The sequence below is a fragment of the Micromonospora hortensis genome, assembly GCF_022230935.1.
GTDB classification, from domain to species: Bacteria; Actinomycetota; Actinomycetes; order Mycobacteriales; family Micromonosporaceae; genus Micromonospora; species Micromonospora hortensis.
In genome coordinates, this window is record NZ_JAKKFE010000070.1 from 14,549 (window position 1) to 36,962 (window position 22,414).

At 69.8% G+C, this 22,414-nt stretch carries 15 protein-coding genes and 1 pseudogene; 6 read left to right on the forward strand and 10 right to left on the reverse strand.

The features are described 5' to 3' along the window. The first annotated feature begins 30 nt into the window (after positions 1 to 30). Positions 31 to 693, forward strand: a complete 663-nt coding sequence (locus tag NIE111_RS29355; protein WP_238687501.1) for a type 1 periplasmic-binding domain-containing protein — start codon at positions 31 to 33, stop codon at positions 691 to 693. A gap of 96 nt (positions 694 to 789) precedes the next feature. On the opposite strand, the gene NIE111_RS29360 is transcribed toward NIE111_RS29355, so the two are convergent. The 3 genes from NIE111_RS29360 to NIE111_RS29370 all read right to left on the reverse strand — a co-directional run bounded on the left by NIE111_RS29360 (position 790) and on the right by NIE111_RS29370 (position 3,855). Continuing rightward, positions 790 to 2,439 carry a glucuronyl esterase domain-containing protein gene (locus NIE111_RS29360; protein WP_238687502.1) on the reverse strand — a complete coding sequence of 550 codons (1,650 nt, stop codon included), beginning with the start codon at positions 2,437 to 2,439 and terminating at the stop codon, positions 790 to 792. A gap of 230 nt (positions 2,440 to 2,669) precedes the next feature. Then, entirely contained in the window at positions 2,670 to 3,362 is a 693-nt protein-coding gene (locus NIE111_RS29365; RefSeq protein WP_238687503.1) for a hypothetical protein, read from the reverse strand. Next, positions 3,355 to 3,855 carry a sigma-70 family RNA polymerase sigma factor gene (locus NIE111_RS29370; protein WP_238687504.1) on the reverse strand — a complete coding sequence of 167 codons (501 nt, stop codon included), beginning with the start codon at positions 3,853 to 3,855 and terminating at the stop codon, positions 3,355 to 3,357. Before NIE111_RS29370 ends, NIE111_RS29365 begins: the two co-directional genes overlap by 8 nt. A gap of 181 nt (positions 3,856 to 4,036) precedes the next feature. Between NIE111_RS29370 and NIE111_RS29375 the strand changes: the two genes are divergently transcribed. Further along, entirely contained in the window at positions 4,037 to 7,267 is a 3,231-nt protein-coding gene (locus NIE111_RS29375) for a S8 family peptidase (protein WP_238687505.1), read from the forward strand. Between the two features lie 79 nt (positions 7,268 to 7,346). Here NIE111_RS29375 and NIE111_RS29380 read toward each other — a convergent pair whose 3' ends face one another. Further along, the gene (locus NIE111_RS29380) at positions 7,347 to 8,102 is read right to left on the reverse strand and encodes an SDR family NAD(P)-dependent oxidoreductase (protein ID WP_112736771.1); all 756 of its coding nucleotides are present in this window, start codon (positions 8,100 to 8,102) and stop codon (positions 7,347 to 7,349) included. Positions 8,103 to 8,401: 299 nt separating this feature from the next. Here NIE111_RS29380 and NIE111_RS29385 point away from each other — a divergent pair, with 299 nt between their 5' ends. Next, positions 8,402 to 9,889: an MFS transporter gene (locus NIE111_RS29385; RefSeq protein WP_238687506.1), complete on the forward strand. Its 1,488-nt coding sequence runs from the start codon at positions 8,402 to 8,404 to the stop codon at positions 9,887 to 9,889. A 227-nt stretch (positions 9,890 to 10,116) separates the two neighbouring features. Further along, positions 10,117 to 10,599, forward strand: coding sequence for a class I SAM-dependent methyltransferase (locus tag NIE111_RS29390; protein ID WP_238687507.1), 483 nt, complete (start codon positions 10,117 to 10,119; stop codon positions 10,597 to 10,599). A gap of 94 nt (positions 10,600 to 10,693) precedes the next feature. Here the strand turns inward: NIE111_RS29390 and NIE111_RS29395 are convergent, their stop codons facing one another. The 4 genes and pseudogenes from NIE111_RS29395 to NIE111_RS29410 form a co-directional block, all read right to left on the reverse strand. Beyond that, positions 10,694 to 12,226: a non-reducing end alpha-L-arabinofuranosidase family hydrolase gene (locus NIE111_RS29395; protein WP_238687508.1), complete on the reverse strand. Its 1,533-nt coding sequence runs from the start codon at positions 12,224 to 12,226 to the stop codon at positions 10,694 to 10,696. Between the two features lie 526 nt (positions 12,227 to 12,752). Continuing rightward, positions 12,753 to 14,369, reverse strand: coding sequence for a serine/threonine protein kinase (locus NIE111_RS29400; RefSeq protein WP_238687509.1), 1,617 nt, complete (start codon positions 14,367 to 14,369; stop codon positions 12,753 to 12,755). A 63-nt stretch (positions 14,370 to 14,432) separates the two neighbouring features. Beyond that, a pseudogene (locus NIE111_RS29405) lies at positions 14,433 to 14,771 on the reverse strand (DUF3455 domain-containing protein); the annotation flags it as partial. A 116-nt stretch (positions 14,772 to 14,887) separates the two neighbouring features. Beyond that, complete coding sequence (locus NIE111_RS29410) at positions 14,888 to 16,000, reverse strand: ricin-type beta-trefoil lectin domain protein (protein WP_238687510.1); 1,113 nt, start codon at positions 15,998 to 16,000, stop codon at positions 14,888 to 14,890. A 490-nt stretch (positions 16,001 to 16,490) separates the two neighbouring features. Here NIE111_RS29410 and NIE111_RS29415 point away from each other — a divergent pair, with 490 nt between their 5' ends. Beyond that, positions 16,491 to 18,050: a hypothetical protein gene (locus NIE111_RS29415; protein WP_238687511.1), complete on the forward strand. Its 1,560-nt coding sequence runs from the start codon at positions 16,491 to 16,493 to the stop codon at positions 18,048 to 18,050. A 365-nt stretch (positions 18,051 to 18,415) separates the two neighbouring features. On the opposite strand, the gene NIE111_RS29420 is transcribed toward NIE111_RS29415, so the two are convergent. Next, entirely contained in the window at positions 18,416 to 20,332 is a 1,917-nt protein-coding gene (locus NIE111_RS29420) for an FtsX-like permease family protein (protein WP_238687512.1), read from the reverse strand. Then, positions 20,332 to 21,066: an ABC transporter ATP-binding protein gene (locus tag NIE111_RS29425; protein WP_238687513.1), complete on the reverse strand. Its 735-nt coding sequence runs from the start codon at positions 21,064 to 21,066 to the stop codon at positions 20,332 to 20,334. Before NIE111_RS29425 ends, NIE111_RS29420 begins: the two co-directional genes overlap by 1 nt. 108 nt (positions 21,067 to 21,174) lie before the next feature. On the opposite strand from NIE111_RS29425, the gene NIE111_RS29430 reads away from it, so the two are divergent. Further along, positions 21,175 to 22,401, forward strand: coding sequence for a sensor histidine kinase (locus tag NIE111_RS29430; RefSeq protein ID WP_238687514.1), 1,227 nt, complete (start codon positions 21,175 to 21,177; stop codon positions 22,399 to 22,401). Positions 22,402 to 22,414: the final 13 nt, after the last annotated feature.

Consider the following 22,414-nt stretch of genomic DNA (forward strand, 5'->3'; position numbering starts at 1 on the left):
CTTTCCGCCACCACCCGGAGGACGATCACCTTGCGCCCCCCGCTTCGGGCCGTTGCCATGCTGGCCGCGACCGCCGCGCTGGTCACTGCCTGCAACTCCAGCGCCGACTGGTCCGAGCCACGTCCGGCGCCCAGCGCCATCGGCACTCTCGGCCCGGGGTTCGTCGACCCCTCCACGAAGCCCGCGCCGGAGGCGACCATCACCCCCCAGCCCGGCTCGTGGGCCGGCGTCCACCCGCCGAAGGACTACCGGGTCGTCCTGTTGACCAGCGGTACGGACAACCCGACCAAGGCCCTCGTGACGGCGGTGAAGGACTGGGCCGATGACGAGCACGTCGACCTGAGGACCATCGTCGTCGGCAGTGCGCACGACAGCGTTCCCAGCATCGCCAAGGCGATGGAGATGGGCCCGGACCTCATCGTCAGCGCGGGCAACGACCTCATCGACGGGCTCGCGCTGGTCACCCCGAACCACCTGGACGAGAAGTTCCTCGTGGTCGGCGCGGAACTCGCCGAGCCCACCCACAACGTCACAGCTGTCGACTGGGACGGCGCGTCGTTCCGTGGCGAGGGGCTCGGGATGTCCTCGACGTACGACCCGAACTCGTTCACCGCGGACCGGTGCGCGGCGGCCATCCGGGCGGGCGTGGCCGCCGTCCTCAACGACCTGACCGGGCTCGTGGTCTGGCTCTGACGCTCGGGTTCCGCCGCGCAGCCGCGCCGCCCCGTTCCGCCGCGCAGCCGGGCGACCCGGCGCGGAGGCTGTGCACCTCCGCACCGGGCCCGTGGGTCATCCGGTCGAACAGGTCGGAGTCATCCCCGCACCGGTGCCGCCGCCCTGGTAACCGAACTCGGTCGACTGCCCGGACGCGATGGCGCCGTTGTAGGCGACATTGGTGAACTGAACGGTCCCGGTGTTACCGCTCCGGTTGGCGCTCCAGATGCTGGTGATGCTGGCACCCGACGGCAGAGTCATGGTGACCGTCCAACCGTTTACCGGCGATGTGCCGGCGCTCACCCGCACCGTGGCGACGAAACCGCCGGTCCACTGGTTGACCGACACCGTCGCCGCACAGCCACCACCGGCCGGAGGCGGCGTGGTCGGCGGCGGCGTGGTCGGGGGTGGCGTGGTCGGCGGCGGCGTGGTCGGGGGTGGCGTGGTCGGGCCGTCAGTCAGGATCGGCGTCGGCCAGTCCCGCCAGTCGGCCAACCGGCCGAGCGCCCTACTGGAAATCCGGATCACGCCCGGCTCGTTGCCCGTCCTCAGCAGGAACTTGCGGATGTTGTTCTGCAACGGGGTACGCCACTCGGGGCGGCTGGCGCAGTGGCTGCCGCCCTGCACGTCGGACCAGTAGGTGATGTTGTCACCGACGCCGAGCGCCTTGTAGACCTCCGCGCCACCCAGGGCCGCGACGCTCGCCGACCGGGGGCCGAGGTTGGCGATGTGCGGGTTGTCCATGATGAACAGTCCGCGCGGTGCCACCATGGCGACCATCTCGTGGGTGTCCACCGGGAGCCGGTTCGGGCTGCCGGTGAAGGAGCCGAACGCGTCGCCCAGCCAGGGTTGCTCCCCGTACGCGCTGCTCAGGCTCTGCGCGCCCTCACCCGGGATACCTCGGAAGATGGGGACGCCCGCGCTGCCCGATTCGATCGGCATGGTCAGGGCGATGCGCTGGTCGAACACACCGATCGCGAAGGCGCCTTTGCCGTAACGGGAGCAACCGGTGACGCCCATCGCGTCCGCCTTGAGGATCCTGCCGTCGGTCTGCTCGATGACGTCGATGATCCGGCTGACGCCCCACCCCCAGGCGGCGAGCAGTCCGGTGCTGCTCGACGAGCCGTAGATGCTGTAGAACGCGCCCTGCTTGTTGGTCCGGGGAGTGCCCTCTCGCCCGACTGCCAAGGGGTCGTAACTGATCACGGCAGCACCGGCGGCCTTGATGGTGGCCGTGTCCGCGCCGAACCCCCCGACCACCACGACGGCGGGGAAGGGACCGGTGCCGCTGGGCAGCTCGACCCTCGCCGAGAAGGTCGAGCTTCTGCCGTTGTGTGCCACGTTGACGGTGATGGTGCTGGTGGACACCGTCCCCGTGACCGTCGCGGGCTTGGCCGGCTTTTCGCCGAAGACGAACTTCTCGGCAAGCTCCTTGATCTCAGCCCGCCGGCAGCGCCAGTCTGACCTGGCGGTGATGGTCGTCCCGTTCAGCTTCTTGAAGGGGTCGGGGAGCTTCGCGTTGGTGGGCAGCGAGCCCAGGTCAGGCAGACCGGACACGGCGCAGTCGACGCCCTCGTCCTCCACTGCCGCGGCCAGCGTGCCTACGGCGGCTTGAGCGTTCGTCGTTCGTGTCACTACCGATACCGATCCGGCGACAGTGAGCGCTGCCAGCGCCAGCACGACGACAGTGGACCGGGTCCTGGAACGGCCCGAGGGGATGGCCACTAGAGGTCTCCTTCCGAGGTGGTGGTTGCAGGAAGGGACGAAGCGAGATCGATGATCACGATTGCCAGCCAGGTCAAGCCTGAGCGAATCCATCGCGAAGTGTCAATGTTTTTCCGAAAGTTTCGGCCTCGTGGTGTCGAAACCTTTCGACGCCAGCGTCCGGCTCGACGGCGGCATCACGCCCGCGCCGCGCACCGACGCCTCGATCGTGGCCCCGCTGTCGAGGCCGCTCACCTCGGCCCGCGGTCCAGGAACTCGTACGTGGTGGTCAGGCCCTCGGGCAGGTCGGGGACCAGGGCGTTGGTGCCGTCGACCACCTGGACGTAACGCTTGCCCTGGAAGATCGAGTAGCTGCCGTCCGGAACCTGATCGATCCGGAAGAGCTGCGTCGAGGCGGCGGCATCACACGCCCGACCGCGGACGCTGCCCGGCGCGACGTCGTGCACGACGGTCATGCAGATCGCGTCGGCACCGGACGCCAGGAGGATCCGGTACCTGTCGCCCTCGGGGCGCAGCACCCACAGCGCCCGATCGTCGATGCCCTGTTCGGTGGTGGCCCGCACCTGATCGCCGCCGCTGTCGATCGCCAACGTGGCCCCGCGCATGCCGGGCAGCACGATCTGGACCTGCCGCCGGCCACCGAGGATCTCCTGCGGCCCCGCCGAAGCGGTCGCGGACGGGACGACCACTGGCGGTGCGGCCTGGCTGGCCGGACCGACATCGGGCGTCTCGACGTCGTTTCGTACCTGCACCAGGACGGTGCCAGCGGCGAGGGCCACCACGGCAAGCCCCGCCGCGCCGACGGCCGCCCGACGCCGCCGACGCCGGTCGCTGCGGTGCCGCAACGTCTGCGCTCCCGGCAGCGTGGTGACTCGCCGGACCTCGTCCGAGATCGCTGTGAGATCGTCGCGCGGATCAGCCATGGGAGGTCTCCTCCTGGTGCGCATCGGTCAGCAACCCGGCCATCGCTCTCCGACCGCGGGCGAGGTACGTCTTCACCGTTCCGACGGGGGCCTCCATCTCGGCTGCCACCTCCGCGACGCTGAGGTCGTTGAGATGGTGCAGCACAACCGCCCGGCGCTCGTTGGCACTCAGCCGCTGCAACGCCTGCAACAGTGCGACGTGGTCCTCGTTCAGTCCGGGCACCCCCTGGTCGACAGCGGCCCGGCGGTGCGCGCGTACCCGGTTGAACGCCTTGCGCCAGCTGCTCACCGCGATCCGCGAGGCCACCCGGCGGACCCACGCCTCCGGACTGTCCGTCTCCCGTACCGTCGCCCATCGCTGCCAGGCCCGCATGAACGCCTCGGCGACGGCATCCTCCGCCTCGGCGCGGTTGCCGGTGAGCGCGTACACGTGACCCACGACCCGACCCGCGCAGGCCGCGTAGAGGGCGTCGAACTCTTCGGCGTCACGCATCCGACCGGTGCCCTCCCATGCCTCGTCCCCTGGTCACCGCCGCATGGAACTCGCAAGGGTGGACCGGTGACGTCGGCGCGGGGCGCGATTGTGGTCTCTGTCACACCAGGGTGATCAACCTAACGACCTGGTCAGGCGTCATCGTGCCGACCCGGGAGACGCCCGTGGCGGAGAGGACGATGTGCGACGACGGCAACGACGCGCCCTGACAGCCGGCGTACTCGCGAGCGCGCTGGTTGCGGCGGGCCTGACCGCCCAACCGGCGAACGCGCGGGAAACGCCGGCGGCCCCGGCCCCCGGCACCCACGGAACCTTCACCCTGATCACCGGGGACCGGGTTTCGCTGGACGCGGCCGGGCGCCCGCAGATCCAGCGCGGGCCGGGTCGGGCCGGCATGCGGTTCGTGAGCAGCCGGGAGGACGGTCACCAGTACGTCATCCCGGTGGACGCGATGCCGCTGGTGCGGGACGGGCGGCTGGACCGACGCCTGTTCGACCTCAGCACGCTCGGCGAGTTCGGCTACGACGACCGGGCGGCCGAGTTGCCGCTGCTGGTCGCGTACCCCGAGAACAGGGCGGAGCGGGCACGGACCGCGACCACCGGGGGTGCCGGGCGGGTGCGGGCCGACCTCCCGGCCGCGCACGCGCTCGCGGTCCGGGCGGACCGGGACGACCGGGTGACCCTCTGGACGTCACTCACCCGAGGTACGCCGTCCGCGCGCACCCTCACCACTGGGGTCACCCACATCTGGCTGGACGGCAAGCGCACGGTCTCCCTCGATCGCAGCGTGCCGCAGATCGGTGCCCCGGCGGCGTGGCAGGCCGGTTTCGACGGCACCGGCGTCACCGTCGGCGTGCTGGACACCGGGATCGACGCCAGCCACCCCGACTTCGCCGGCCACCTCACCGAGGTCCGGGACTTCACCGGCGGCAACGACCCCGGCGACGCGGTCGGCCACGGCACCCACGTGGCCTCGACGATCGTCGGCAGCGGCGCCGCCTCCGGCGGCAGGTATCGCGGGGTCGCGCCCGGGGCGAAACTGCTCGTCGGCAAGGTCTGCGCCACCACCGAATGCCAGGACTCGGACATCATCACCGGCATGCAGTGGCTCGCGCCGCAGACCCGGGTGGTCAACCTGAGCGTGGGCGGCGACGACGCACCCGGGCTCGACCCGCTGGAAACCGCGGTCCAGGAGCTGAGCCACCGGTACGGCACCCTCTTCGTGGTCGCGGCCGGCAACGAGGGGAAGCCGAAGTCGGTCTCCTCGCCGGCCTCCGCCGACGACGCTCTCGCCGTCGCCGCAGTGGACGCCGACGACCAGCGGGCCTACTTCTCCAGCCGGGGCCCGCGCGTCGGCGACAACCACATCAAGCCCGAGATCAGCGCGCCGGGCGTCGACATCGTGGCCGCCGCTCCGGGCGGCGACTACGCCACCATGTCGGGTACGTCGATGGCGACCCCGCACGTGGCCGGCACCGCCGCGATTCTCGCCGGGCAACACCCGGACTGGTCCGGCCCGCAGCTCAAGGCCGCCTTGATGGACTCCGCCAAGCCGACCGGCGAGGACACCATCTACGAGCAGGGCGCCGGCCGGGTGGACATCGCCCGCGCGGTCGCCCAGCCGGTCGCCACCGACATCGCCGCCATCGACTTTCCGGTGCAGCGCTGGCCGCACGCCGACGACAGCCCGATCACCCAGGTCGTCGGCTACCGCAACACGGGCACCGCGCCGGTCACACTGACGCTCGCCATCGCTCCGGCCCCGGCCGGCATGCTCACCGTCAGCCCGGCCACGCTGGTGGTGCCGGCCGGCGGCAGCGCCAAGGCGACGATCACCGTGGACACCCGGGTGGACGCCCAGGACGGCGTCTACCAGGGCGCGCTGACCGCGACCGCCGCCGGCGACCTGCGGGTACGGACGCCCTTCGTGTTGAACCGTGAGATCGAGAGCTACGACGTACGGCTCAACCACACCGGACGCGACGGCAAGCCGGCCACCGAGTACACGACAGTGGCGGCGAACCTGACCACCGGCGAGTTCAGCACCCTCGCCGCGACACCGGGCGGCGGCGTCCTGCGGCTGCCCAAGGGGCGGTACGCGTTGTACAGCACCATCCACGAGGGTGCCGTGTCGACACTGCTCGCGCAGCCGGTCCTGGACGTACGCGGCCCGGTCACCGAGGCGGTCGACGCCCGCACCGCCAAGCCGGTCGCGTTGACGGTGCCGCAGCGCGACGCCGCGCCGATCTCGATCAACGTGAGCGCCAACTGGGACGACGGCCTGCGCTACCCGGGCGTCCAACTCAGCGGAGTGTCCTTCACGGACGTCTTCTTCGGCCGGCTCGGGCCCGCCGTCGCGGCGCCCGAGTTCACCGCGACGCTGGGCGTCGGGCTCGCCCGGCCGGGCAGGGACGGCACCTTCCGGAACAGCCCCTACACCTACGACCTGGCGTACGTCGGCACTGGCGACATGTTCACCGGCCTGACCAGGAAGCTGTCACCGAAGAACCTCGCCACCGTCAAGACGACCTTCCGCAGCCAGTCCACGACGGCGACGGCCACCCGGTTCCACCGCGCGTCGGCGCCCGGAGGCGCGGGCCCGATCGGGTCGAACACGCCTGTCGACCTGCCGTTCAAGGGCACCGAGTACTACAACACCGACGGTGGCATCGTCTGGACGTCCACGTTCGTCGAGGGGGACAACCTCACCGCGCAGGATTCGACATTCAGGTCGGGGCGTACGTACAGCCAGACCTGGAACGCGGCGCCCTTCGGGCCCTCCGTGACCCAGGCGCCGACCCTGTCACCACTGGGGTACGCGGGCCGCGACGGCGACACCATCTCGATCGCGTCGGTGCCCCTGTTCGGCGACGCGACAGGTCGCCCCGCGAGCCGCGACGACCAGCCGGTGCGGTTCCGACTGCTGCGCGACGGTAAGGAGATCGGCACCTCGGACAGCCCGTGGGCCGAGTTCGCGGTGCCCGCCGGGAAGGCCACCTACCGGCTGGAGGCGACCGCCACCCGAGGCGCCCCGGACACCCTGTCGACGTCGGTCTCGGTGGCCTGGACCTTCACCTCGGCGCACACCACGTCGCCGGAGCGGTTGCCGCTGACGACGGTTCGCCCGACGCCAGTGCTCGACGACACCAACACGGCACGGACCGGCCGGATCATGACGATCCCGGTGGCGCTGGACCGGCAGGCCGGCTCGACCGCCGCGCCCAACCGGACGCTCGCCGTGTCCGCGTCGTTCGACGACGGCCGGACGTGGGTCGACCTGCCGGTGGTCCGGAACGTCGCGCTGATCGGTCATCCGCGACGGGCCGGATTCGTCTCGCTGCGACTGACCGCCACCGACACCGCCGGCAACACTGTCACGCAGACGATCCAGCGGGCCTACCGGATCGCCTGACGCGTTGCCCGGTCCGGGGTGGCGGCTGCGCTGGAGCCGCCACCCCGGACCGGACCTCAGTGCCTCAGCGCCTCAGTGCTCAGGCGGTGAGGGCGCCGTCGATGGCGATGGACGCGCCGCTGATGAAGGTGGCCTCGTCGCTGAGCAGGAAGGCGGTGAGGGCGGCGACCTCGTCGGAGGTGCCGGCTCGTCCGGTCGGCTGCGCCGACAGGTAGCGCTCCGCGATCTCCGGGGCCTGGCTGACCACACCCTGCCAGAGCGGGGTGTCGATCAGGCCGGTGACCAGGGCATTGACCCGCACACCGGAGCGCGCCACGTCCAGGGCCGCCGAGCGCGTCAGACCGATGACACCGTGCTTCGCCGCGTTGTAGGCGGCCTGGGTTCCGTCGCCCTTCACGCCGGAGACCGAGGCGTTGTTGACGATCGCGCCACCGCCGGAGGCGATGATCGCCGGGAGTTCGTACTTCAGGCCGTAGAAGACGCTCGTCAGGTTGAGGGCGAGCGACCGGTGCCAGTTGTCGCTGTCGGTCTCGCGCACGCTGGCCATCGGGCCACCGCCGGCGTTGTTGAACGCGCCGTCCAGCCGCCCGTACTCCGTCACCGCTGCGTCGACGAGCCGTGCCATGTCCTCCTCGACCGTCACGTCGGTGGGCACGAAGAGGGCGCTGCCGCCCGCGTTCCTGATCTGCGCGGCGACCTCCTCACCCCGGTCCTTGTCCCGGGCGCCGATGACGACGCGGGCCCCTTCCGTGGCCGCCCGTTGGGCGAACGCCAGGCCCATGCCCTGCGTGCCGCCGGTAACGACCAGCACCTTTGCTTCCAACCGTCCAGACATCTCGTCTCACATCCACTTCGACTGGTGAGCCGCCACGGGGCCCGCAGGGCTCTTCGTGGGACGGAACGCTAACCGTTTCTGGAACGTTCGACAAAGTAACGACACTCACAGAGGCCACCTTCGCAGCGGCGGCCGGCTCTCGATCAGGCATCCTCAGCCGGAAAATACGTTTATTTGGGCGTGAAGATCACCCATGACGGCACTGTAACCGCAGGCACATTCTTTGGTGGTCGTTCCAGAACGTGGTTAACGTTGGGCGAGTCGCTCGAATACCCACAAACCACTCTTAAGGAACAATCATGCCCACAGGTCGTGCCGCCCCGGAGTCCCAGCGGTGGAAGGCCCTGTTGTTCATCTCCATCGCTCAACTGATGGTGGTGCTCGACGGGGCGGTCATGAACATCGCGCTCCCCTCGGCGCAACAGGCGCTGCACTTCACCGACGGGAGCAGGCAGTGGGTGGTGACCGCGTACGGTCTGGCCTTCGGCGGTCTGCTGCTGGTCGGCGGCCGGGTCGGTGACATGGTCGGGCGCAAGCGCACCTTCCTGATCGCGCTGGCCGGCTTCGCGATCGCCTCGGCCATCGGCGGCCTGGCCGTCAACGCCGCGATGTTGCTGCTCGCCCGGGCACTCCAGGGGGTGTTCGCGGCCCTGCTCGCGCCGGCCGCGCTCTCGTTGCTCTCCCTGTCCTTCACCCAGCCGAGGGAACGCGCGAAGGCGTTCGGCGTGTTCAGCGCGGTCTCGATCGCCGGCGGCGCTGTCGGCCTGATCGTGGGAGGGCTGCTCACCCAGTACCTGAACTGGCGCTTCGCGATGTTCGTCCTCGTGCCGATCGCGGTCATCGGGATCCTGGGCGCCAGCCGCACCGTCCACGACGACGGCGAGCGGCACCGTGCCCGACTCGACCTGCCCGGCGTACTGCTGGCCAGCTCCGGACTCGTCGGCCTCGTCTACGGGTTCGGTGTCGCCGAGAGCCGCGGATGGTCGGCGGGGGTGACCATCGGATCGTTCACCGCCGGGGTGCTGCTGCTCGCGACCTTCGTCGTGGTGCAGGCACGGGTCACCTCACCGCTGTTGCCACTGCGCGTCCTGACCGAACGCAACCGGGCCGCCGCGTACCTCTCGGTGGGCCTTGCGATCGTCAGCATGTTCGGGATGTTCCTCCTGCTCAGTTACTACTTCCAGCAGGTCAAGGGGTGGTCGCCGGTGATGGCCGGGTTGGCCTTCATGCCGATGGCGGTGCCGCAGGCCATCGGTGCCACGCAGATCGGCGCCCGACTCGCGCACCGGATCGCACCCCGGCCGATCATGGTCGGCGGGTACCTCGTCACAGCGGTCGGTCTGGTGCTGCTGGCTCTGCTCGACGCGGACAGCACCTTCTTGGAGATCGCGTTCGCCGAAACGGTGATCGGGCTCGGCATCGGCACCGCGTTCATGCCCGCGATGAGCATCTCCACCCACGGCGTCGAACCCAAGGACGCCGGTGTCGCCTCCGCGATGATCAGTTCGTCGCAGCAGGTCGGCGGGTCGATCGGCACGGCGCTGCTCAACACCATCGCGACCAGCTCGGCCGCCACCTACCTGGTCTCGCACGGTGGCCCGGCGGCACAAGCCCACGAGCGGAACGAGGCGCTGATGCACGGCTACTCGGTCGCGTACTGGGTCGCCGTCGGATTTGTGGTCGCGGCGGCACTGGTCTCCCTGGCAATGGTCAACGCCGGCGCCCCGAAGCACGTCCCGGCCCCGACGGACGCCCTCGGGGACGTCATTCCGGTGCCCGCGCACTGATCGCTGTCGCGCCTGTCGGCCCGGCGCGGTGACCGAGGACACGGTGCACCGACTCCGCTGACAGGGTGGAATCAGAGGTGTGGGCAGAGAAGGCACCGGCGAGTGACGTCGTGAGGTCCACTCTTTCGACCCGCGATCCGGGTCCGTCCGGCGCTGACACGACGCCCGCGGCGAACGCGCCGATTCCGGCGACACCCGCGCATCGGCAGCGCTGGGCGGTGCAGATCATGGCTGTCGCGCCCGACGACCAGGTGCTGGAGATCGGCTGCGGTCGGGGGGCTGCCGTCTCCCTGGTCGCCGACCAGCTCAGCACCGGTCGGATCGTCGCCATCGACCGCGCCGCGACGATGGTGCGGCTCGCGACCGAACGGAACCTGAGCCACATCGACGCCGGCAGAGCCGAGATTCGGCGAGCGGGGTTCGAGTCGGCCGACCTACCGACCGGCCACTTCACCAAGATCTTCGCGGTGAACGTCAGCCTCTTCTGGTTGGGCGACGCGGCGCAGCAGATCGCTCGGATGCGCAGCCTGCTGGCACCGGGAGGACGGCTCTACGTCTTCGGCGAGCGACCCACCGAAGCGCACGCCACCGCGAACCTCACAGCGACCGAAGCACTGCTCGAGGCCCACGGCTTCGCCACGACCACATCGAGCGCCACCCGTGGTCAGGGCCGGGTGCTGACCTGTGTCACCGGCACGCCGCTGCGATGAGCCTGGGCTGATCGCAGCGTTGACATGAGCCGGGCGGGCTCGGCGTGACGCCGAGCCCGCCCGTTCCCATTCAGTCGATCTTGATCAAATCGGGTCAGCGCTGCAGGGTCAGCAGACCCGGCCGGTACGGCAGCAGGCCGTAGTCGACGCCGTCGGAGCTGGGGGAACGCCCCTGGTAGAGCAGTTGCAGGTTGCAGGCGTCGACGGTCATCGTCTGGTCGGCGTTGGTGCGCAGCAGCTCACCGTGGCTGATGTCGTTGGTCCAGGTCGCGCCGCTGTTGATCTTGCCCGCGAACGGGTTGCTCTGGGTCGCGGCCTGCGGGGTCCACGAACCGTTCAGGCTGGTCGCCGTGAACGAACGGAAGTAGCGGCCCGTCGAACCGATCGCCTCGACGATCATGAGGTACTTGTTCAGACCCTGAAGCTTGTAGACCTGCGGGGCCTCGAACAGGTTGTTAGTGGTGTCGCTCATGATGGTCGTGTAGCTGCTGCCGAAGTTGCCCGGGAAGTTCCCGATCGGCATGCTGGCCCGGTAGATCTTGCCGTTGTCGCCAGCGAAGAACAGGTACATGTTCGAACCGTCAGCGATGAGAGCCTGATCGATCGGACCGGTACCGGAGCCGGTGATGCTTCCGGTGAACAGCGTCTGCGGCGACGACCAGCCGTTCGGGTTGGTCGGGTCGGACGAAGTCCGGTAGGAGAACGCCGGCCCACCCCACTGGTAGGCGAGCACCCAGATGTTCTTCGGCGCGAAGTAGAACAGCGACGGCGCGACAGTGCCGGAGTTCATCGCGTTCTGGCTGGCCGAGCCCATCTGCGAGTAGTTCGAGAAGAGACCGAAGTTCATCGAACCCCAACTCGACCCGAAGTCGTGCGTGGTGGCGTAGACCAGCTGCTGGCCGTTGTAGGGGGCGACGGTGAAGTCCTTCAGCGACACCCAACCCGACCTGGGGTTCGCCAACACTCCGCTGGAGGACCACCGGTACGTCGAGGGAAGGTCGCACGTGCCGCCCGGCGGCGGAGTCGTCGTCGGCGGCGGCGTGGTTCCGTCGACGCGGACGAACTGCCACTGCTGGTTGGTGCCGTTCCAGTCGTCGTACTGCACGATGTTGCCGCCGTCGGCGGTCGAGGCGCCCTGCACCTCCATCACCTTGTTGCTGTTCCGGTTGATCAACCGGACGTAGCCGCTGTCCGAATCGGCGAGCCGGAACTGCTGGTTGGTGCCGTTGTTGTCGCTCCACTGCACGATGCTGCCACCGTTGGCGGTCGAGCGACCCGAGACGTCCAGCACCTTGCCGGACAGCCGCGACTTGACCCGGTAGTAGCCACCACCGGAGTCGACGAACTGCCACTGCTGCTGGTTGCCGTTGTTGCGGGCCCACTGGGTGATCCGCGCACCGTCGGTGGTGGCCAGGTTGTAGACGTCCAGGGCCTTGCCGCTGTTGCGGTTGACCAACACGTACCACGCGTTCGTGTCGACCGTCGCCGCGGCGGCGGGTGACGACACCACCGTCACGGCAGCACCACCGACCATCAACGCCGCCGCGCTGACGGCAAGGATGCGGGGCAACCACCAACGCCGCCGCGACGGCGTTGCGATCGATGGAGACCTATCTAGGGCAGACATGATCCTCCTCCAGTGACCAAGAGCCGAACGGCCTGCCCGAGGGTGGGCGTACCGCGACGCGTGGCCGAGCGCGCAGGCGTCAGAGAGTTAGCGTTAACAAGACGCCGGCGAGCAGTAGCGCACGCCTGATTCGAGATCGACGAGGCAGGGCTTGCCCGGAAAGCCAAGGTGTCGTCGTCCTTAGGCATCGACTGTGAGCGATAACATGCCGTTCGTCAAGACGTAATGTGCTGGGAACATCTACCGCTGCCGGGCTGCGGATCGTGGGGTGGGACGTCTTGAACCGCGTTCCCGCAGGCATCGCCCCAGATCCCCCGCGCGGATCACCGTCGGGCCCTTGAGGAGGCCCCGCGAGCGCGTTAACATCGACGGCCGCCCATCGCCGACGGCTTGCTGGCAAAGCCGATGAACTCAGCCCGACGGGTCGACCTGCAGGAGCGCTGGCGCGGCGACGGTCAGGAACCCGTCGGCGTGCGAGCCAAGGCGCACCGGGTGGCTCTTCCGCAGGCGCCGGGGTACGTCCGAGTCAGACCGCGCCTCGATCGACCAGGCTGAACGTGGTGATCAACGGGGCGTCGCCGAGAAACTCGACGAAGATCTCCTTCTTGGTCGGGCTCCACTGCACCGGGCCGTACTCGTCGCTGATGATGGCGTAGGAGGGGCGCCCCTTGTCGTCCCTGCCCTCCCGGTATATCGCGAACAACGTTGCCTTGGTCGGCCGACAGTCGGCTCCCACGAGCGACTTGTCCCCCTCGGAATCGAGCTTGACCCCGATGCACGGTCGGTGGGCGATTTCCGGGTTCACCGATTTGATCATGTAGTCGACACCGACCGGTTCGAGCACGAACAGCGCGTCCTTGCCGGTTCCGTTGCCGACCTCGACCTCGCCGTGAGACGGCAGCGACAGGTCGCGGTCGATCTCCACCACGTGCAGCAGGATTCGCCGCTGCCCGGCCAGCATGGCCTGGGTCGGGTCCGCGCTGGCCGACGGTGAGGCGGACGGCTTGCCCGACGCGGGCGTGGACGTCGTGGCCGCCGGCCCGCTCGTCGTCGGGCCACCGCTCGGCGTCGAGCTGGCCCGGTCCGGTTTGGACTGCCCGCCCAACAGTTTTGGGCCGAACAGAAAAGCGGGCACCAGCACGGCGATCACCGCAGCGGTCGCCCCCAGCGCGGTGAGCCAGCCACGTCGGCGTGAACCCGCGCGACCGGCCGTGGCCAGACCCGACGGCGTCGACCGCGCGCCTTGATCATCACCACCCGCAGCGGGCGACACACTCGGCGGCGCCGCACCCGGGAGTTGATCCGGCCCGCCGGCACCCGCCCGAGACGCTGCGGTCAACAAGCCGTCGAGCAACTCCCGGGCGGTGGGGCGGGCAGCGGGGTCCTTCTCCAACGCCCGGGACACCAACTCACGCAACGGCCCACCGAGCCCGGTCAGGTCCGGTGGTTGAGTGAGGATCCGCATCGCGGTGGCGGTAGGGGAGTCGCCTCCGAACGGGTTGCGGCCGGTCGCGGCGTAGGCGACCAGGGCGCCCCAGGCGAAGATGTCAGCGGCCGGGCCCGTCGGACGGCCGGACGTCGTGTCGAACCGCTCCGGAGCCATGTACGAGACGGTCCCGACCATGTGGTTGGTCCGGGTGTGCTGGCTCGTCGCCTCGAACGCTCGGGCGATGCCGAAGTCGATGACCTTGATTCCACCCGGCGCGACCAGGACGTTCGCCGGCTTCAGGTCGCGATGGATCACGCCGGCGCCGTGGATGGCGGTGAGCGCGGTGGCCACCCCAACCGCAATGCTGTGCAGCCGCGCCGCCCCCAGCGGGCCCTGTGTTCGGACCACCTCGGCCAGACTGGGGCCCTCGACGTACTCCACCACCAGGTACGGCGGGTCATGGTCCGGGTCGGCGTCCAGGACCTCGGCGGTGCAGAACGGTGGAACCTGGCGGGCGCGGTTCACCTCACTACGGAACCGACCCCGGAACTCCTCGTCGTGGGAGAGGTCCGCACGGACGACCTTGACCGCCACCAGCCGCCCCTGCGGCGAACGGGCCAGGAAGACACTGCCCATGCCCCCGTCGCCGAGCCGGTCGAGCACCTCGTACCCACCGAGGCGTGCCGGGTCACCGGGACGCAACCCGTCGCTCACGCCAGATGCCCGCAGACCGCGACCACCGCGCGAACCGATCCGCCCATCATCCGTCCCCTTAGGTCACTTCGACGCCGGCCGCAGCCTATCGCCCGCCCACCGAATCCCGTCGATGCCGTCCAACAGGCGGCCACGACCGGGGCTCGTCGCCTCGTCGCGGCTGACGCTACTGAAGCCGCCCCCGTACGGCACGGCCACCGTCGCGCCGTCGGTGCAGGCGCCGGCCGGGGCGACGCCACCCGACGTCAGCAGACGGCTGATGTACGCGACGTTGCCGAGAATGGCGGTGCCGGCATGGGTGTCCACAATCAGCAGCAGCTCGGGGATCGTTCCCACCCGTGGGCTCTCCGCGGTCTTCTTCGCCGTGATCAGTGAGCCGTCCCGCTCGGACTGCCAGCTCGGACAGCATGCGTAGAACGATCAAAATTGGGTCCGAATCGAACGACCATTCACCTGGCGGAGGCGCCGGCGGGTGGTCGGATCACAGACGATCCGACCACCCGCCGCGACCGTACGAGCTATCGGCGGCTCCACTGCTGGTTGGCCTGGCCGGTGCAAGTCCAGAGGACGAGCTTCGTGCCGTTGCCCGTACCCACGTTGTACGGGTCCAGGCAGAGGCCGGACTGCACTCCGGTGATGGTGCCGTTGGCGTTGACGTTCCACTGCTGGTTCGTTCCGCCGTGGCAGTCGTAGATGGTGACCAGGGTGCCCGGGGAGGTGCCATAGCCGGCGGCGTCGAGGCACTTGTTGCCGTACACGGTCAGCGCCTTGCCGCTCGTGTAGGTCCACTGCTGGTTGGTGCGGCCGTGACAGTCCCACAACTGCACCTGGGTGCCGTTGGTGGTGGAAGAGCCGGGGACGTCGACGCAGCGACCGGACAGGGTGCCCACGATCGCGGTGGTCTGCCCGCCGCCGCTGCCCGGTTCTCCGATGCTGCCGGGCACCGACTGCAGTGCGCTGTACCAGCGGGCAGCCATCTTGTCGTACCCGCCGGACGTGGGATGGACGCCGTCGATCAGATCGGCGGTGGTGAGCGCGCTGTGCATGTCGACCAGGCGCACTCGCTTGCCGGCGTTCACCTTGCTCTGCACGATGCCGGGGATCGCCGCGTTGAAGGTGCGCGCGGCCGCTTCCTGGTTGCTGTTGGAGAGCGGGATGATCTGCGCGACGAACACTTCCGCTGTGGGAGCCGTGGTGGTGATCCGGTCGATCAGGGTGGAGAGCCGGTTCGGCGCGGTGCTCACGTTGTAGTTCTGCAAGATGTCGTTGGTACCGATGTGCAGTAGGACGGTCTGCGGTCGCTGGGTGTTCAACCAGCCGACGATGTTCGCGTCGATCTGGTCGATGCGCCAGCCGGGATGTCCCTGGTGGTCGTGGTCGCCCAGGCTAGCTGGCCCGTTGAACTGCGACCCGACGAAGTCCACAGTGTATCGACCGTTGACGAGGCGCTGCCAGAGCCCGATGCGGTACCCGCCCGGCACCTGGGTGCCCTCGGTGATGGAGTCGCCGAGAGGCATCACCCGCACCCCGCCGTTGGATTCCGCGTTGGCCGGGCCGGTCGAGGTCAGCACCCCGGCGAGGACAACACCGAGTGCGGCAGTCGCCGCGAGCCATCTTGCCCTCGTTCGCATAGATTTCTCCCCTGCAGTGGTAGTGCTGACCGAGGAGTCAGGCCGTCGCGACCGCCGCGACATCGGCATGACGATGCCGTCGCAGCACTGGGACGGATTGTTAACGCTAACAGCGATCCTTGTAAATTCTTGTCGCTGATTTGGCCCACGTCAAGCGCCAGCAACCCGAGTGTCCTGGCCGGCGCGGCGCCCCGCGCCCCGTGTCGCCGGCCACCCCCTCGTCGTGCCTGCCGCTTGCCGGCCTCGGCGAGGCGAGCGAGCGAGCGGATCATGCCCGCCGGGTCGCGCGGTGCCGGCAGGACGGAAGGGCCTGGTGGCGCTGCTGGGGCGGGAGTGACGCGTACGCCGAATGTAGGTATTTTTCGCTTAAGACCGTTTGATGTGAGGATCGCTCAACTAGCGTCGCCTTGGTGGCGACAACCGATTTGTCGCCTTCTGCACCGCTGTGACGTGCGGAAACCTGGTGTACGGAGAAGGGCTAGGTAGCTCGATGTCCAACTATCTGCACCCGAACATGAGCGAAGTCGCGGCAGGTCAGGTCAGTCCGCCGAAGCGGCGCCGGGCCCGCTGGCTCGTCGCCGGGGTGGCCGGGTTGACCGGAGTGGTCGGTCTGGCCGCCTTCACCCCGGCCGGGGTGAGCGGAGCAACCGGGATGAGCGGCAGCAACCCCTCCAACGCCGGAGCGCAGCTCCTCGCCGACGGCAACCGGGGCAGCGGCGACGACCACGGAGGAAAGGACCCGGGCGGCCGCGACGGCAAGGACCACAAGAAGGACGGCGACCATCGAGACGACAGGGGCGACGACTTCCGGTCCGTACCCTGCAACGCCGACGAGCTGATCGCGGCGATCGTCCGCGCGAACGCCGACTCCGGGGCGAAGCTCCGGCTCGCCCAGAAGTGCACCTACACGCTCAACAGATCCGCACCCCAGCCACCGGTGCCCTTCGGTGCGGTCGGCCTGCCGATCATCACCCAGCAGGTCGTGATCGACGGGAACGGGTCCACCATCGTCCGCGCGGCCAACGCCACCCCGTTCCGGATCCTGGAGGTCGGAGCCGGCGGCGACCTGACGCTGCGCGACGCGACCATCAAGGGCGGCCAAGCCGACGGCGGGATTGGCGCCGGCGGCGGTGGCATCCGGGTCGACATCGGCGGCAGGGCCACCATCGAGAACACCGACGTCGTCTACAACCACACCAACGGCACGGGCGGTGGTATCGCCAACTTCGGCGTCACGAAGATCCTCGGCGGGAACGACCACGGCAAGGACTGGAACGGCAAGGACAAGGACAAGAAGAAGGACAGCGGCAGCAACATCAGCAACAACAGCGCCCTGTACGACGGCGGAGGCGTCCACAACAACGGCAACCTCACCGTGCAGAACACCCGGCTGAGCTACAACAACACGATCGGGGTCGTCACCGTTCTGCCCATCGGTGGTGCTGGTGGCGGGTTGTCGAACAGCCAGGTCGCCGTGCTCGAGAACGTCCACCTGGACAACAACACCGCAGGCTTCCGTGGCGGCGGCATCCGCGGCGGCATCAACTCCACCACCGAGGCCCGGAACGTCGAAGTCAACGACAACCGAGCCGGCAGCGAGGGCGGCGGAATCTTCTCCGACGGCGTCTTCCACCTCCGGCACGGCAAGGTCCACCACAACGAAGCCGGCCAACGGGGTGGCGGCGTCTACAACCAGATCGGCCAGTTCGTGGCCGAAGAGACCTCGATCAACGAGAACGTCGCCAGCACGAACAGCACCATCGAACACGGCGGCGGCGTCTACAACGGCAACGGCACCGTCGTACTGCGCCGCACCCACGTCGACCGGAACCGGGCCATCGGCTCGAACTCCCAGGGCGGCGGAATCTACAACAACAGCTCGCTCACCCTCACCGAAAGCAAGGTCACCGACAACATCTCCGTCCTGGCACCCGGCGGGATCTTCAACGACGGCGGCCAGGTCACAGTGGACCAGAAGACGGTGATCAGCGGCAACCGGCCCACGAACTGCACACCCAGCTCACCACCGGTGCCCAACTGTTTCGGCTGATCATCCGATCGGTCCGACACTCGGGTAGCACGAGTTAGGCATCCGGTCCCGCACAGGTTCGGTCACGAAGATCGGACCTGCGCGGGACCGGATGCCATCCGTGGAACGACCAGGGACTCGAACCGTCGTTGCTCTGGCGCGCGACGATCCTCCGGGTGCGGCACTGTCCCTGCTCATATGCCAGGTGCAGCTTCGTGGTCAACCCGCCACCGGACCGGCCGGGGGGCGTGATCAACAGGCTCGACGGTGACGCCTCCGGGCGGTCCCGGTCCGCAGACCCCCTGCCAGGACGCGGGGAAGAACACGGGACCTCGGGATCTCCTGTCGGCACGATTCAACACCGTGAAGTCTTCCGGGATCCACGCTCATGGCGCGTTCCCGGCTAGATGTGGAGCCTTGCGCGTACGGATACCGGCCGCTGCTGCGGCCACGGTGAGCAGCACGCAGGTGACGCCGATACCGAGCAGCGGGAGCCACGGGATGGTGATGGGCACCGCGATGCCGACCAGGTCGGCGGTGATGGCGCGGCGTACGAGCCAGCCGAGCAGCAGGGTGGTGGCACCGCCCAGGAGCAGTCCGGTGCCGCCGACGAGGGCGGCCTGCCAGATGGCTGCTCGCCGGACCTGGTCGGGGGTCGCGCCGAGGAACTGGACCAGGTCGCGCTGCCGGCGCCGCTGGGATCCGCCGATGAGGGTGGCGTTGACGATCGCGATGGCGGCGTAGAGACCGGCCGGTCCGAGCAGGATGGTGAGGCTGAGGTTGTTGGCCTGGCGGGTCTGGGCCGTGGTGGCGTCGATCCAGTCGCCGGAGCCGAGGATCCGGCTGTCAGTGCCGGCAAGGGTGCGCTGGAGGGAGACGCGCGCCGCAGCGGCGTCGGCCCGCGGTAGGACGAAGACCGTCCCGGTGGCACGTTCGCTTGCGGGCGGGAGCAGGCCGGCCGGGATGACGGCATCGCCGTACAGGTCGGGTGCGTCGGGGATGACGGCGACGACACGCAACGGGACCCGCTCGCCAGCGATCCAGACCGGAAGAGTGCCGCCCAGGCCGACGCCGGCGTCGATGACCCCTGTGGCGGTGACCGCCACCACGCGTCCGTGGAAGTCGTCGAGGGTGCCGTGGGTGGCGGTCAGGCCCCGTGCGGCGGAGGCGGTGACGGGGTCGAGGATCTCGACTTCACTGCGCACGCCGGGACGGCCCTCCTCGTCACGCTGGAGCATGCCCTGCCGGCGTACGTCGGCGATCGCGACGGCCTTGTCGGACGCGACCGCCGCCGCTGCGGCCGGACTGTCCGCCTCGACGACGAGCGGTGCGCGCAGCCGGGCCCGGTCCTGCGCGTTCGTCCAGTCGGCGGTGAAGCTGAGGGACAGCAGCAGCGACCCGGCGATGGCGGAGATGGCCACGACCGGGGCGGCGACCGCGGCGGTGGTGCGGGCGGCCGCACGCACCTCGTCGCGGGCCATCCGGGCCGCGACGTCCCGGGCGACGAACGGGCGGGCGAGCAGGGCGGCGAGCCGCGGGATGACGGCGTGGCCGATGCTCATCAGGCCAACCACGACCACCTCGGGCAGCAGGATGGAGGCGACCAGGGCGAACAGCGGCGGCATGTCGGCGGCGACGACGACCACCACCACCAGGCCGCCGAAGCACAGCGTCGCGACGGCGAGCTGGAGAATGCTCGGCCGGGTTCGTTCGATCGCGGCCTCCCGCATAGCGGCGCTCGGGGCGATCCGGGCGGCGCGGCGCGAGGATCGCCAGACCCCGAGGAGCGCGATCACGGCACCGGTGGGCACGGCGACCGCCCAGGCGATCCACGGGCGCGGCGCCCGAAGGTCGAGCGTGGTGATCCCGATGGCCTCCACCAGCCCGAGAACGGCGGGGGCCAGCGCCGTGCCGAGCAGACCGCCGACCGTGGTGGCCGCGGCCGCGACGACGAGGGACTCGCCCAGCAGAAGCCGGCGCACCTGCCCTGGCGTCGCGCCGACCAGGCGCAGCAGGCCGAGCTCGCGCCGGCGGCCGGCCACGACGAAGCCGAACGTGCTGCTGACCACGAACAGCGCCATGAACGCCGAGACCGCCGACATGATCCCGAACATCGCGGCCAGGTCGTCCAGTTGGGCGCGCTGGTCGGCGGTGACGCCGGGCCGGCTGCCGGTGGCGTCGACGCTCCCGATGAGCGTCACGGTGACGGCGATCAGGACGACGCCGAACAGCAGCGCGACGAAGGCGCCCAGGTAGCCGCGCCATGAGCTGCGCACGGTCTGCCGGCCCAAAGTCAGCAGCATCATCGCTCCAAGTCGGTCATCGTCGCGGCGATCTGACCGGCGTCGGCGTGCGTGAGGTGACCGACGATCTGACCGTCGGCGAGGAACAACACCGCGTCCGCGTACGAGGCAGCCAGTGGATCGTGGGTCACCATGACGACGCTCTGGCCGCCGTCGGCCAGCGAGCGCAGGAGTTCCAGCACGTCGCGTCCGGTGCCGCGGTCCAGGGCGCCGGTGGGTTCATCGGCGAACAGGACGTCGGGCCGACCGTGCAGCGCCCGGGCGATCGCGACCCGCTGTTGCTGGCCGCCGGACAGCTCCGATGGCCGACGCCTGGCGTGTTCGGCAAGGCCGACGTGAGCCAGGGCGGCCTGCACGGCGGCCGGGTCGACACGGCGTCCGGCCAGGCGGGCGGGAAGCGCGACGTTCTCGAACGCGGTGAGCGCGTCGAGAAGGTTGTAGGACTGGAAGACGAACGCCATCGACGTGCGTCGGAAGCGGGTCAGCGCGGTCTCGTCCAGCTTGTCGAGCCGAGTGTCGCCGACGAGCACCCGCCCGCCGGTCGGCCGGTCGAGGCCCGCAGCGAGCTGCAGCAGGGTGGATTTTCCGGAGCCGGACGGTCCCATGATCGCGGTGAACGTGCCGCGTTGGAACACATGGGTGACGCCGCGCAGCGCATGCACCGTGCCGGCGCGCGAGCGGTAGGTGCGGCTGAGGACGTCGAGCGTGACGGCCGCCGGGGATGCCTGGTTCATGCACTCAGTACACCTGCCGGCTCGGCCCACCACACTGGCTCCGACGCGACTTCGGGGGTAGCGCGCACGCTACCCCGCCCGGCCGGTGCGAACCGTAGGGTTGGGCAAGTGGATGATGCCTGGACAGCCGTACGGGGCCGCCCCACACGGTTTCTGGCGTCGGTGTGGCCGTGGCGCTCACTCGCGTACGTGGCCACCACCGTGCCCATCGGTCTCGGCTGGCTGATCCTCCTGTTCGTGGTACTCACAGTGGGCGTGGCCACGATCGTGGTGGTCGCGGGACTGTTCGTGCTCGCCGGCCTTCCGACGCTGGCGCACCTCGCCGCCGCGGGCGAGCGGCGCCGGCTCCGGCTGATCTTTCCCGGGCTGCCGGTGAGCCGGTTACCTGCGCCGCGCGATCGGGAACATGGCCGCGTGGCCTGGCCGGAGACGGGCGTCACGGTCCTGCTGGTGACGCTGTTCTGGCTCGTGGACGGCGCGGTGGTGGTGCTGCTGACGGCTCCGGTCGTGCTGATCCTCGCTCCGGTGCTGGTCCGTCACGACGTGGTCGAGGTCGCCGGGTGGCGGGTGGGCAACACCGGTGAGGCGTGGTTGGCGGTGCCCGCCGGCATTCTCACGCTCGTCCTGCTGGCGTACGCGGTCACCGCGCTGGCCTGCGGCCAGGCGGCCCTGGTGCGACACCTGCTGGACCCGCCCGAAGCCCAACTGGCCGAAGCGGTCCAGCAGCTGCGCCGCTCCCGAAGCGGGCTGGTCGACGCGTTCGAAACCGAACGCCGCCGGATCGAGCGCGATCTCCACGACGGCGTCCAACAGCGCCTCGTCGCGCTGACCATGACACTGGGCAGCGCCGAACTGGACCTGACCGACGGCCCCGGCCTCGACCTCGTGCGCGAGGCCCATCAGCAGGCCGAGCAGGCCCTCGCCGACCTGCGCACCACGATCCGGGGCATCCACCCCCAGGTACTGACCGACCATGGTCTCGCCGCGGCCGTGCACGAGATCGCCGGTCGGTCACCGGTCCCGGTCCACCTCGATCTCGCCCTCGACCGCCGGCTCCCCCCGGCCGTCGAGGCCGCGGCCTACTTCTTCGTCAGCGAAAACCTCACCAACGTCGCCCGCCACGCCCGGGCCCGATCGGCACAGGTGCACGCGTGGACCGAGGACCAGGCACTGATCGTCTCGGTGGTCGACGACGGCGTCGGCGGCGCTGACCCGCAGGCAGGCACCGGCCTCGCCGGACTGCGCGCCCGGCTCGACGCCCTCGACGGCGACCTGCACATCACCAGCCCCGCCGGCGGCCCGACCCAGGTGAGGATGACGTGCCCAATCCACTGACGCCGCAGCCGAA